Below are 12,891 nucleotides of genomic sequence, written 5' to 3'. Positions count from 1 at the left end.
CGCGAAAGGGAAAACATAGCAGCAAACCACGTCCCACAGGTGCGCCATCACTCAATTCGCAACCATACTGCCCGCCACAACCTCAGCGCCGCCTCGGGCGACAGGGGCGGTCAGTCTTAGCGCCAAGCAATTGGGTTCCCGGACAGTTTTGGACACCCTGCGGCAATCCGGGTCTTTCAAGTGCCTGTTCCCGCAACCGAGTTCCGCGGGCCTTGACGCCGTACTGCTGAACACCGCGGGAGGCGTGACAGGTGGAGACAGTTTCCGTTTTACCGGCAAGGCAGCATCGAGCACCACGCTGACGCTGACAACGCAAGCTTGCGAACGTGCCTACAAAGCCCAACCTGAAGAATTCGGTCAGATCGTCAATCATCTGACCGTTGAACCCAATGCACGGCTGAACTGGTTGCCGCAAGAGACCATCCTGTTCAACGGCAGTGCGCTGGATCGTCGATTGAAGATCGAATTGGCACCAGAGGCACAAATGCTGATGGTTGAACCCCTGATCTTCGGGCGCGCTGCGATGGGTGAAACGTTGACCAAAATCCGCCTGCGCGACCGTATTGAGATCCACCGCCAGGGCGTGCCGGTTTTTCTGGATACGATGCGTTTTTCCGGTGATTTTCACAGCCATCTCGCGCGTCCGCACATAGCCAACGGGGCAGGCGCGATGGCGCTGGTTGTCTTCGCCTCGGCGTCAGCTGGGGCACATCTGGACGCCATTCGCCAAGGCCTTCCGGAAACTGCCGGGGCCAGCCTGATCCACGACGACCTTATGGTAATCCGCATTCTGGCGGATAACGGCTTTGCCCTGCGCCGCAACCTATTGCCGGTTCTGCGCCGGTTGAACACAGACACGCTCCCCCGATGCTGGATGCTATGACATGAACCTTACCCCTCGTGAAAAAGACAAGCTTCTCATCGCAATGGCCGCCGAGGTTGCCCGCAAGAGGCTGGCGCGCGGCGTCAAGCTAAACCACCCCGAAGCGATCGCTTTGATCACGGACGCCGTGGTCGAAGGCGCGCGAGACGGACGCTCGGTCGCAGACATGATGCAGGCTGGGGCCGAAGTGATCACCCGCGACCAATGCATGCAAGGCGTGCCAGAGATGATCCACGAGGTTCAAGTCGAGGCCACTTTTCCCGACGGAACGAAGCTTGTGACCGTCCACAATCCAATTCGCTGAAAAAGGAAAACAGAAATGACCCGAATGCTCTTTCCCGCCCTGATCCTTGCCGGTCCTGCGGCAGCTCATAACGGAACCCATATCCACGCACATGGCACCGACTACGCCACTTTGGGCGTCGGTCTGGCTGTTGTCGCGCTGGTTGCTGTCGCGCTGATTACAAAACTGAACAAATGATCCCGGGAGAACTCTTTCCGGCGGATGGCGAGATCACGCTGAACTCCGGCGCTAAGACCGTTGTGCTGATGGTGGCGAATACAGGCGACCGCCCTGTACAGGTTGGATCACATTATCACTTCGCCGAAACAAACCCCGCGCTGGATTTTGACCGTAGCGCCGCGCACGGGATGCGGTTGGACATCGCCCCCGGCACAGCTGTGAGGTTCGAGCCGGGGCAGGCGCGTGAGGTGACCCTGATCCCGATCAGCGGAGCACGTCGGATTTACGGCTTCAATCAAAAGGTCATGGGGGCGCTCTGATGCCAGCAACGATCAACCGTGCGGACTATGCGGCCATGTTTGGGCCTACGACTGGTGACAAGCTGCGGCTGGCCGATACCGATCTGGTGATCGAGGTCGAACGCGACCTGGCCGCCGAACGCGCGGGCGCCGCGGCGACCGGGGGAATCGGCGACAACGCGCGGCTCTATGGCGAAGAGGTCAAGTTCGGCGGCGGCAAGGTGATCCGTGATGGGATGGGTCAGTCTCAGGTCACGCGCGCGGAGGGTGCCGTCGATACGGTTATCACCAATGCGCTGATCGTGGACCACTCGGGCATCTACAAAGCCGATGTCGGCCTGAAGGACGGGCGTATTGCAAAGATCGGGAAAGCCGGGAACCCGGACACACAACCTGGCGTGGACATCATCATCGGTCCTGGCACCGAGGCCATCGCGGGCGAGGGGCGCATTCTGACCGCAGGCGGATTTGACAGCCATATCCATTTCATCTGCCCGCAACAGATCGAAGACGCGCTGCATTCCGGCCTGACCACCATGCTGGGTGGCGGCACTGGTCCGGCACATGGCACATTGGCCACCACATGTACCCCCGGCCCATGGCATATCGGGCGGATGTTGCAGGCGGCAGATGCGTTCCCGATGAACCTGGCCTTTGCAGGTAAAGGCAACGCCTCGCTGCCCGCCGCGCTGGAAGAACAGGTCAAAGCTGGCGCATGTGCGCTGAAACTGCACGAGGATTGGGGCACCACGCCTGCCGCCATCGACTGCTGCCTTTCGGTGGCCGATGCGATGGACGTTCAAGTGATGATCCACACCGACACGCTCAACGAATCCGGTTTTGTGGAAAACACCGTCGCGGCCATGAAAGGCCGCACAATCCACGCCTTCCACACCGAAGGCGCGGGCGGGGGCCATGCGCCGGACATCATCAAGATCTGCGGTGAGAACCACGTGCTGCCATCATCGACCAATCCGACGCGGCCCTTCACTGTGAATACGGTCGAGGAGCATCTGGATATGTTGATGGTCTGCCATCACCTCGACAAATCCATCCCCGAGGACGTGGCCTTTGCCGAGAGCCGCATCCGGCGCGAGACCATCGCGGCCGAAGACATCCTGCACGACATGGGCGCATTCTCGATCATCGCGTCCGACAGTCAGGCCATGGGCCGGGTCGGAGAGGTGCTGATCCGAACCTGGCAAACCGCGGACAAAATGAAGAAACAACGCGGTCGCTTGTCTGAGGAAACCGGCGAGAACGACAATATGCGTGTCCGCCGCTATATTGCGAAATATACGATCAACCCGGCCATCGCGCATGGCCTCAGCCATGAGATTGGCAGTATCGAGGAAGGCAAACGCGCTGACCTCGTCCTGTGGAACCCGGCGTTCTTCGGTGTAAAGCCCGAGATGGTTCTGCTGGGCGGCACAATCGCTTGCGCCCAGATGGGTGATCCGAACGCCTCGATCCCGACACCGCAGCCGGTCTACAGCCGCCCGATGTTCGGAGCGCATGGCCGCTCGGTCGAGCATTCGGCGATCACATTTGTCTCGGCTGCCGCGCAGGCTGATGGGATTGGTGATACACTGGGCTTGGCGAAACAGACCGTCGCCGTGCAAAACACCCGCAATATCGGCAAGCGAGACTTGCTGCTGAACGATGCGACGCCTGAGGTCGAGGTTGATCCCGAAACCTACGAAGTGCGTGCCGACGGCGAATTGCTGACCTGTCAGCCAGCCGAAGTTCTGTCGATGGCGCAGCGCTATTTCATGTTCTGAAAACACACGAGGCCCCGATGACAACCGCAATAAAAACCGCCCGCATCTATCAAGATCACCATCACGCACAGGCCCATGCGCAGGTTTCTCTGGATTATGATGGCCGCTTCCTACGCCGCAAGATGCTGGCCACCGATGATGGTGAGGCTTTCCTTGTCGATCTGGCTCAAACCAAATCTCTGGACCATGGTGGCGTTCTGGTTCTGGAGGACGGCCGCAAGATCGAAATCATCGCCGCGCCCGAAGAGTTGCTGGCGGTTCGCGGCGACAACCTTTTGCGACTGGCTTGGCATATCGGCAACCGCCACACCCCCTGTCAGATCGAGGAGGGTCGCCTTTTGATCCAACGCAACCATGTTATCCGCGACATGCTGCAAAAGCTCGGCGCTGAGATTGACGAAGTGGTCGAGCCATTCACACCAGAAGGCGGCGCATATGGCCATGGCCGGACTCATGGCCACACCCACTGACGCCGATATCCTAACGCTGACCCAGTGGTTGTCCCCAGCCTACCCGGTTGGCGGCTTCGCCTATTCTCACGGCTTAGAAGCCGCGATTGAGGTCGGCGCAGTTGCTTCGGCTCAGGACACCAAAGCGTGGATCGCGGACGTATTGGAGAACGGGGCAGGGTGGAATGACGCGTTGCTCCTTGCGGCCGCTTTCAAGGCAAAAGACTCGGAGGAACTGAACACTGTAGACGCCACGGCGCGGGCGTTTTGCGCCTCGTCCGAACGGCTGATGGAAGCGCATCTGTTGGGGCAGGCCTTTAGCTCTGTGACGGCGGAAGTGTGGGACCTGGACTTTGACCAACTGACCTATCCGGTTGCCGTCGGACGCGCTGCACGCCTCAAGAGCATTCCACTGATCCTGACGACAAAGATGTTTCTGCAGGCTTTCGCCAGCAACCTTGTCGCATGTGCAACGCGCCTTGTGCCACTGGGCCAGACTGACGCCCAAAAGCTGATACGCGATCTGACAGCGCTGTGTGATCGCCTTGCCGAAGACACACAACACTTGGGTCTGGAAGAGCTCAGCTCAACCGCTTTTCTGTCGGACATCGCATCCATGACCCACGAAACACAATATTCGAGGATTTTTCGGACATGACAAAAATGAATGGCCCTTTGCGCGTTGGAATTGGTGGCCCTGTAGGTGCGGGCAAAACCACATTGACTGCGGCCTTGGCAGAAGTCCTGCGCGATGTCTGTTCGATCGGTGTTATTACTAACGACATATACACTCAGGAAGACGCCGAAGCGCTGATGCGGATGCAGATATTGCCTCAGAACCGGATTATTGGGGTGGAAACCGGCGGCTGCCCTCACACAGCGATCCGGGAAGATGCCTCTATCAATCTTGCGGCAGTCGCAGAGATGCAGGCGCGGCACCCCGATTTGGATGTTGTCCTGATCGAAAGCGGCGGCGACAACTTATCAGCCACATTCAGCCCGGAATTGGCGGACCTGACGATATACGTCATCGACGTCGCCGCGGGTGAAGAAATACCGCGAAAAGGTGGGCCGGCGATCACCAAGTCCGACATCCTGATCATCAACAAAACCGATCTTGCCCCGCATGTCGGAGCGTCCCTGGATGTCATGCAATGCGACGCCGAACATATGCGTAAAGGGCGACCGTTTCTGTTCTGCGCGCTTCGCCACAGAAAGGGTGTCGATGCGATCGTCGAACATGTTGTTCAGATTGGAGGGCTAAGAACCTCCGAGCGGGTTTAATACAGCGCGCTAAAAATAGAATTAAGTCGTGTAATCTGTCTTATGTTAAATTTATCGGATGAGCTCTGACAAACCCACATTAGGTTGACCTGTCAGAGTTCATCCACCAATCTGATTTCACATAGATTATTTTTGCGCCCAAGGGCACGTTTGTTTTCGTAAAGTCGATGGCATGACCGACGATTCAATTAAGAAATACCTGCATGATACCCACCGTCTTCGCGAGCCCGGGCAAACTCTGAGCATCGTGCAGCCATATCTTCGGGATATGGGGATCACCCGGATTGCCAATTTGACAGGTCTCGATCGGATCGGCTTGCCGACCGTGATGGTCTCGCGCCCAAACTCCCGGTCAGTTGCCGTGTCCCTTGGCAAAGGTCTTTCGGTGCAAGCCGCCCAAGCGTCAGGCGTGATGGAGGCGGTTGAGGCCTGGCATGCAGAGCGGGTGCGACTGCCTCAACGGTTGGCTCGATATGCGGACCTGGTCAGCGATGCGGACGTGGTGGATGTGGATCGCCTGCCGCGCGTAACGGGGGCTCAGTTCGATCCGCAGGGCACCATGCTTTGGGTCGAAGGGCTCGACCTAAATGCCCAACGCGCCTGTTGGGCTCCGCTAGAGATGGTCGACACAGACTACACTGCGCCGCCAATTGGCGGCCAGCGGGCGTTCCCCAGAACGACAAATGGTCTGGCGTCGGGCAACAGCCTGGCAGAGGCCAGTTGCCACGCGATTTGCGAGTTGATTGAAAGGGACGCGACGACCCTGTGGTCACACAAAGCCGCTGCAACAAGGGTCGACTCCGCTACGGTGGACGACCCTCGATGCCAAGAAGCCATCGAAATGATCACTTCCGCAGATTTGGAAATCGGGATTTGGAACACGACCTCTGACATCGGGATCGCCAGTTTTCGCTGCGTGATCTGCGAGACCGGAGGGCGTCCCGGCCATATCGGTATCGGAGATGGCTGCCACCCGGATCGCGCCATCGCCTTGCTGCGCGCCGTGACCGAGGCGGCACAAACTCGACTAACCTACATCTCAGGTGCGCGGGATGACCTGGACCCGGCCGAATTCACGGACAAGGCGCAAACCGAGCGGGGCCGATATGTCCGCAATCTGATTGACCAAGCCGACCCGACAGATCGGTTTCAGGATTGTCCCACCTACTCAACCAAATCATTCGATGAAGACCTTACGCTTTTGCTGAGCAAGTTGAATGATATCGGCCTTCAGCAAGTCGTGATAGTGGACCTGTCGCGGGACGAATACGACCTTGCTGTGGTGCGGGCCATCATTCCTGGCCTCGAAGCACCGCATGACGACTCCGACTATGTTCCCGGCAGCAGGGCCCTGCGGATCAGGGGTGAGGTCGCATGACAGCCGTTGTTTTTGTTGGCCCTACCCTGCCCTCTGACGACGTCAAAGCAATTTTGGACGCCACTATTTTGCCTCCCGTTCAACAGGGCGATGTGTATCGCGCGGCGCGGGACAAGCCGGCAGCGATCGGGATCATCGACGGGTTTTTCGACGGCGTACCATCCGTCTGGCACAAAGAAATTCTCTGGGCGATCGAGCAAGGCATTCCGGTTTTCGGCAGCGCCAGTATGGGTGCTCTGCGTGCGGCAGAATTGGCTGACTTCGGGATGATCGGCGTTGGCGGTATCTTCGAAGATTACCTGAACGGAACCTTGCAGGATGACGACGAGGTTGCGGTGTTACACAGCCCCGCAGAACTTGGCTTCCAACCACTAAGCACGCCCATGGTCTCGATCCGAGCGACCGTCAAACATGCTGAAAACATTGGTATTTTGTCGCCCAAAAACGCCGCTGAAATTCTGACGCACGCTAAGGAACGGCACTATCGGCAGCGTACATGGAAAGATATCAGCCAGGACCTAGGTACCCTTCCCGGCATTGCCAAGTTTGTTGATTGGCTTCCCGAAGGCCAAATCGACGCCAAGGCGAATGACGCCCGTGAAATGCTGGTGCAAATGGCCGACTGCTTATCGCAGGCGACCCATACACCGAGATCAGCGATGCGCACCGAACGGACATTGATGTGGAAACAACTCTGCGATCGCGTGGACAGAGACGAGGTTCAAAACCATCCGGTCATAGATGAGCTCAGGCTAAATCCCGAGCTCTATGCAGATCTGCGTACTCGCGCCGTGCTTAGCATCATCGCCGAAGAAGAAGCCATCGCGCAGGCCCAAAAACCGGACCGCGATACCCTGATCCGGCACATGGCAGACCACAGATCCCGCGCCGGGTTGTCGCATAAAACCCACTTGCTGGAGTGGCTGGAATTAAACGATCTGAGCCCAACGAGTTATGAGGGTATTCTGGCCGACGCCGCGCGTATCGAAGCAATCGTTGCATCCCGTGCAGGCCAGTTGAACGGACCATTGCTGGCAGAGCTAAGACGCACCGACCTCTATACCAAACTCAAGGATCGGGCCCATGCCAAAGCAGCTGTTGAGAAAGAAAATCGGTCAGGCGCGGAACAATTGCGGATGATTTTGTGGTACTTTGAAACCCGTCTGGGTCGGCAAATCCCTGACAATCTGGACGCTTATGCAGTTTCATTGGGTTTGTCCGACCGTGCGGCTCTGTGTGACTTGATTGAGGCCGAGTTCCTGTATTGCCAAACGGAGGCCAATTCGTCTCTTGCCCAAGATCAGACGACACCTGCGCGGCCCCGGGAGGTTGAGTGATGAACATACCCGAAAACATGGAACAAGAAGAACCGGGCACGCGGTTCCTGCTCTATCCGCAATCTCCGTTTCTGGAACCGGGCGCGCAGCCAGAACTCGTCGAGATCTCGGCCCCCCAGGGGAGTATCGGGCCCGGTCCGTCCGGACCGCGCATGTACACCGTAAATCCTGTTGGGAAAACCACGCCCTATGGTGCCATTGTACCTGGCCCTGGCGGCCCGGGCATGTATCTGCCGCCTTGGGATGGGTACATTCAACCCCCGGCCATGCCAGATGAGTTTGGAAACTTCTTTCACATCGCCCCCGATGATCCATCATTCGAAGCCGCCCATCTGTTCGGGTCAGCTCATTTCACCATGGATGTCTGGCAGGGATATTTCGACCGCCCTATCCCCTGGCATTTCGCGCGAGATTTCGAACGGTTAGAGCTTTCTTTGCTTCCCAGCCTGGACAACGCGCATATCGGCTGGGGGTTTCTCGAAACCGGTGGCACGCATGAATATGGCGACGAATACCGCCCCTACAGCCTGAACTTTGATGTCGTGGCCCATGAGATCGGTCATGCCATTATCTACAGCGTAATCGGAATGCCCTCGGACGGGGACGCAGGTGGAGAGTATTATGGGTTTCACGAGTCCGCCTCTGACATGGTCGCCCTGCTGGCTTCTTTGCATTTCGGTTCAGTCGTTGATGCGTTGCTCGAGAATACACGGGGCAACCTCTATACGTTCAACCGCCTGAACCGTTTTGCAGAACTGTCGGAAAACGCCCAAATCCGCATAGCCGCGAATACCCGTTCTCTGTCAGAGTTCGCCGCCGGATGGTCCAGCGAACATGACCTGTCCGAACCTTTGACTGGCGCGATGTTCGACATTTTCGTGGATATTTATCACGAGCGTCTGCTGTTGCATGGCCTGATTTCGCCCGAAGAAGAGGACCTGTCAGATCGATTGGAAGACTCGCCGGATTACAGCACCGTAATGCAGGGAATCTTCGACGCGCGTTACGCAGAAAACCCTGACGGTTTCCGGATCGCTTTGCTAGAGGCGCGCGATTTTCTGGGCACCTATCTGGCCGATACGTGGGAGCGATTGGATGCCGATATGCTCAGCTATTTCGGTGTGGAAAAAGCCCTGCTGACAGTCGACCAGGAAATCACCGGTGGAGCCTTTCGCAACATCATCGAAGGCAACTTCCGCATGCGCGATATTGGCCTGACAACCGCCGGCCCTCGCCTGCCCGACCCGGATGAAGACAGCCATTCGAACTCAGTCCGTACGCAGACCCCAGATTGAGATGCAAAATCCTTTATTTTGAAGCGGTTTTGTGGCATGCAATCTGGGGGTGATTTTTGAAGTTCATTTGCTCGAGTTTTCAGTTCGAGTTTGATTTGAGGGGTAGATGAGGAATCTGGCTTCGTCGATCCCGTAATTGGGAGAAAATGGTATGTCTGAATCCTTGCTCAGTTTTTCAGAAGTGTTGTTGTTTGGACGTTTGATTCACGACATTGAAATACTGGAGACCGTGAAGGTTCACGTCGCCACGGAAGTTTCTGGTGCGTCGGTGCCCCCGATTGCCGACGACAAGATCGATGGCGTGAAAGTCAAAGATGGGGACTTGGCCCTCGTGGTAACCGGATCAACCTCTGTTTCGGGTATTTATTCCGTGGTAGACGACAACAACACACTGAAGCTGGATAGCCGCGCAACGATAAAGCACAACCAGTTCGTTTTTGTTCGTAGAGGTAATGAACTGGGCAAAACGTACTGGCGCCAGAAAAATGACGAACTCGTCCATCAAGAGTTTGTAAAAAAAGGTAAACGCCGGAAAGGCAAGGGCAACAACAATTTCTTGGGTGATCAGTTTGGAGACGACTCTCAGTTGGCCAGAATTTACGGTTTTGCTTACGAGGGCACATATTTTGAACTGCCCGAGCCATGTCTCTTCCTGGTTCACGGCAAGGGCGAAAAGGCGGCCGCGGACTCTGGCGCAATGGCGCGGTCCCCGCTGGAACCCTCAAAAAGCGGCGTCGCCGCGGCGGACTATCAGGTCGCCGACGATATTCGCGTTTGGGATTACGATAAGGCCGACTACACTATCCGCATGGATGTGCTGACAGGACAGTTCGAACAAGTCTTGCTGGACATCTATTTCGGCTTCGACAGCCCGGCGATCAGCGGCGCGAAAGTCTCAGGCGCCAAGGTCAGCGGTGCGAAAGTCTCTGGAGCCAAAGTCAGCGGTGCCAAAGTAAGTGGCGCAAAAGTCAGCGGTGCAAAGGTGCGCGGCGGCGATTGAGGCCAATTGCGAGATTATCCCACTGGGGCACCCGCAGGGGTGCCCTTTCGTCGTCAGAACCCGGCCTTTTTCAGACCTTCGACAAAGTGCTGGGTGTCTTCTTCCAACCGATCCGGTTGAATAGTCGCCCACCTGTCTAGCGAAAAATTCGGATGCGCTTCACGGTGTTTTTCCCGGATCAGGCTTGCCATATCCGTTTTGCCCAGCTGAGCATAGCTGGCCGCCAGCATGCGCTGCCCTTCGGTCGGGTTGTTCATCTTGTTGACGGTCTCAATCACGTCTTCATACCGCCTGAGATTGTAATAGGCCCCGCCCAGATGCCACAGGTATTGATCCGGGAAATACGGGTTCAGCCGCATCGCCTGCTGAAGATGCGTAATCGCGGTTTCATTGTCACCGGAATGAGCGAGCGCATCCGCGTAATCCGAATGCATATCCGCATCATTGGGGTTCAGGGCCAGCGCACGTTCATAGGATTGAATCGCCGCATCGTGTTCTTTGCGGTACAGATGCACATAACCCAATTCTCCGAAACCCCGCGCATCGGTTGGGTCCAGTTCAATCGCGCGCTGCGCCAGTGTGAGCGCTTTGTCCAAAGCCTGTGACGGATCCTCGGCCCAGGAATATCGCCAGTCGATGTTCAGCGTACGTGACAATGCGGCTGCGGCGCGTGCATATCCTTCATCCCGATCAAGGGCGGATTGGTAAAAGTTCTGCGCTTTGCGGTTATCGTTGCGCGTGTATTTGAAGATATGATGCTGGCCTTGCAAAACCGACCCATAGGCTTCCAAGTCGGACGGAATGGATTGGATCATCCGTTGTTTTTCGTGCGACTCGATCATCACGGCCGTGGCTGCGACGATACACTCCGTCACCTCGTCAAGAATGTCGAAAATATCATCAATCTTGCGATCAAACCGCTCGCCCCAAATGGTGCGTTCAGTGTTGGCGTCGACAAGCTCCGCCGAAATGCGAATGCGGCTGGCCGAGCGCCTCACGCTGCCGCGTGCGACGTAGCGCACATTCAGTTTCTGTGCGGCCTCTTTTGGAGGCATCGCCTGGGTCTTGAAGAAAAATGACGAGTTTCGGGCAATGACAAACAAGTTCCGGAACTTGGACAGGTTCATGATAATGTCGTCGGTCAAGCCTTCGGCGATCCAACTGTCGGATTCGTCGCCACCGCTGCTGCTGAAGGGTAAGACCGCCACGGACGGTGTGTCCGGACGTTCCAGAATATCCCCCTGAATATCAGGGCGCATCGTTCCGGCCATAGTTGCGCCAGCAACTTCGCTGCGCACGCAATAGATAGAAACGGGGTTCAGAATATTCTTGAGCTGTTTTGGCCCCAGAAATTCGTACCCGTACCGCAAGCGGTTACAGACCTGATCATAGACCGCCGAACTGACATAGACCCGTTCAGGCTCAGCAATCTCTTGCAACCGGGCCGCGATGTTCACGTTGTCGCCATGGATTCCACGCTCATCGATCAGAATCTCTCCCAAGTGAACCCCAGCCCGGAATTTGATTCGCTGATCCTGCGCTCGTGTTTTGTTGTGATCACTGGCGATCTGGTGCAATTCGACACCAAACTCTACCGCGCTGGTGGCGGTTTCGAACAGTGCCAGAATGCCGTCGCCACGCACCTCAACCACGCGCCCTTGATACTTTGCACATGATGTCTCCAGCAAAGAAATAAGGGATTTTAATGCGTTGTAGGTATCCAACTCATTTTCACTCATCAGCCGTGAGTATCCGACGACATCCGCGAACAAGACTGCGCCCAGCCTCTGGGTGATCGGAAAGTTGGGAACAGTCGTATTCACAAGCGATACTCTTCTTTCGGACTCAGGTCAGACGTGCATTCAACATATAGCAAAAATCGCTTTTGACGACCGAGACCCTTGTTATTCATATAGATCAATTGTCTGCGATCTTTGGCGGCCATGACCACGCGGTACAATCAGTTGGGCCCAGCGAGACAACGGTTTTTGCGTCCAGCTCCTGCCCCAACACCTCACGATGCACCATCCAGTCGTCCCGCAGGATGCCCACGACAACCATGTCATGAAACTGTCCCTCGGCGAACCATGCCTGCCGCATCGTACCTTCTATCTGGCATCCGATCTTTGCGACCAGATCCCGGCTGTTGTGATTGTCTGCGCGGTAGTATGACGTAATTCTGTTCAGTCCCAATTGCCGAAATCCCAAATCCATCAACAAGGCGGCCGCACGAATTCCCACGCCGGATCTGCGCGTGGCCTTGTCAACGAAAACTGCGACCACAGCATCGCGATTAATGTTTGATATTGAGTCGAGCCCGGCTAGTCCGATGGTGTCACCGGCGAGGGTTTCTATCACAAACCAACACTGGCGGCTGGCATCCGGCGCAGCGAATGCATCTTTCCACCAGCTCTCTGCATGAGCCTGATTGAGCGGTACGCGCGTGGTTCGGTCAAATCGAGCAAGGTCTTCAACATCCTGAAACCACGGCAGAACTGAGTCCAGATCAGACCGCTCCATCGGACGCAGCTTGAACGTGCATTTTGTGTCGCCGGTCACCTGAAAATTCTACCTTTGAAAGAAATCATTAAAATCTTGTCGGACCCTAGCACAAAATCCCTGAAATTACGAAATGAGATTTCGTTCTGTTTGACAAATGAACTGAGTGTTTCCCAATTGACGTCGTTTTTGCGGCTAGGTGTGCCCATCCTGAGGCTAGGAC

At 56.5% G+C, this 12,891-nt stretch carries 14 protein-coding genes; 12 read left to right on the top strand and 2 right to left on the bottom strand.

The window, feature by feature from the left end; translation table 11 throughout:
- Window positions 1-130 precede the first annotated feature (130 nt).
- The 12 genes from GOV53_RS06060 to GOV53_RS06005 all read left to right on the top strand — a co-directional run bounded on the left by GOV53_RS06060 (window position 131) and on the right by GOV53_RS06005 (window position 10,169).
- Entirely contained in the window at window positions 131-883 is a 753-nt protein-coding gene (locus GOV53_RS06060) for an urease accessory protein UreD (RefSeq protein ID WP_254439197.1), read from the top strand.
- Window position 884: 1 nt separating this feature from the next.
- Window positions 885-1,187 carry an urease subunit gamma gene (locus GOV53_RS06055; RefSeq protein ID WP_170464748.1) on the top strand — a complete coding sequence of 101 codons (303 nt, stop codon included), beginning with the start codon at window positions 885-887 and terminating at the stop codon, window positions 1,185-1,187.
- Window positions 1,188-1,202: 15 nt separating this feature from the next.
- Complete coding sequence (locus GOV53_RS06050) at window positions 1,203-1,364, top strand: peptidase M23 (RefSeq protein WP_170464747.1); 162 nt, start codon at window positions 1,203-1,205, stop codon at window positions 1,362-1,364.
- On the top strand, window positions 1,361-1,666 hold the full coding sequence (locus GOV53_RS06045; RefSeq protein ID WP_170423505.1) for an urease subunit beta: 306 nt from the start codon (window positions 1,361-1,363) through the stop codon (window positions 1,664-1,666). The genes GOV53_RS06050 and GOV53_RS06045 overlap by 4 nt, the downstream gene beginning before the upstream one ends.
- On the top strand, window positions 1,666-3,426 hold the full coding sequence (ureC, locus tag GOV53_RS06040; RefSeq protein WP_170464746.1) for an urease subunit alpha: 1,761 nt from the start codon (window positions 1,666-1,668) through the stop codon (window positions 3,424-3,426). Before GOV53_RS06045 ends, ureC begins: the two co-directional genes overlap by 1 nt.
- Before the next feature lie 17 nt (window positions 3,427-3,443).
- Window positions 3,444-3,896, top strand: coding sequence for an urease accessory protein UreE (gene ureE / locus GOV53_RS06035; protein WP_170464745.1), 453 nt, complete (start codon window positions 3,444-3,446; stop codon window positions 3,894-3,896).
- Complete coding sequence (locus GOV53_RS06030) at window positions 3,880-4,533, top strand: urease accessory protein UreF (RefSeq protein WP_170464744.1); 654 nt, start codon at window positions 3,880-3,882, stop codon at window positions 4,531-4,533. Before ureE ends, GOV53_RS06030 begins: the two co-directional genes overlap by 17 nt.
- On the top strand, window positions 4,530-5,159 hold the full coding sequence (gene ureG / locus GOV53_RS06025; protein WP_170464743.1) for an urease accessory protein UreG: 630 nt from the start codon (window positions 4,530-4,532) through the stop codon (window positions 5,157-5,159). The genes GOV53_RS06030 and ureG overlap by 4 nt, the downstream gene beginning before the upstream one ends.
- Before the next feature lie 172 nt (window positions 5,160-5,331).
- Window positions 5,332-6,537: a YcaO-like family protein gene (locus tag GOV53_RS06020; protein WP_170464742.1), complete on the top strand. Its 1,206-nt coding sequence runs from the start codon at window positions 5,332-5,334 to the stop codon at window positions 6,535-6,537.
- Complete coding sequence (locus GOV53_RS06015) at window positions 6,534-7,874, top strand: TfuA-like protein (protein ID WP_170464741.1); 1,341 nt, start codon at window positions 6,534-6,536, stop codon at window positions 7,872-7,874. The genes GOV53_RS06020 and GOV53_RS06015 overlap by 4 nt, the downstream gene beginning before the upstream one ends.
- Window positions 7,874-9,169: a hypothetical protein gene (locus GOV53_RS06010; protein WP_170464740.1), complete on the top strand. Its 1,296-nt coding sequence runs from the start codon at window positions 7,874-7,876 to the stop codon at window positions 9,167-9,169. The genes GOV53_RS06015 and GOV53_RS06010 overlap by 1 nt, the downstream gene beginning before the upstream one ends.
- Before the next feature lie 151 nt (window positions 9,170-9,320).
- The gene (locus tag GOV53_RS06005) at window positions 9,321-10,169 is read left to right on the top strand and encodes a pentapeptide repeat-containing protein (RefSeq protein ID WP_170464739.1); all 849 of its coding nucleotides are present in this window, start codon (window positions 9,321-9,323) and stop codon (window positions 10,167-10,169) included.
- Between the two features lie 53 nt (window positions 10,170-10,222).
- Here the strand turns inward: GOV53_RS06005 and GOV53_RS06000 are convergent, their stop codons facing one another.
- On the bottom strand, window positions 10,223-11,992 hold the full coding sequence (locus GOV53_RS06000; protein ID WP_170464738.1) for a tetratricopeptide repeat protein: 1,770 nt from the start codon (window positions 11,990-11,992) through the stop codon (window positions 10,223-10,225).
- A gap of 94 nt (window positions 11,993-12,086) precedes the next feature.
- Complete coding sequence (locus GOV53_RS05995; RefSeq protein ID WP_367648757.1) at window positions 12,087-12,728, bottom strand: GNAT family N-acetyltransferase; 642 nt, start codon at window positions 12,726-12,728, stop codon at window positions 12,087-12,089.
- Window positions 12,729-12,891 lie beyond the last annotated feature (163 nt).

It is taken from the genome of Ruegeria arenilitoris (assembly GCF_013035315.1).
Classification (GTDB): Bacteria; Pseudomonadota; Alphaproteobacteria; order Rhodobacterales; family Rhodobacteraceae; genus Ruegeria; species Ruegeria arenilitoris_D.
This window is presented reverse-complemented; position numbering and strand designations above follow the sequence as displayed.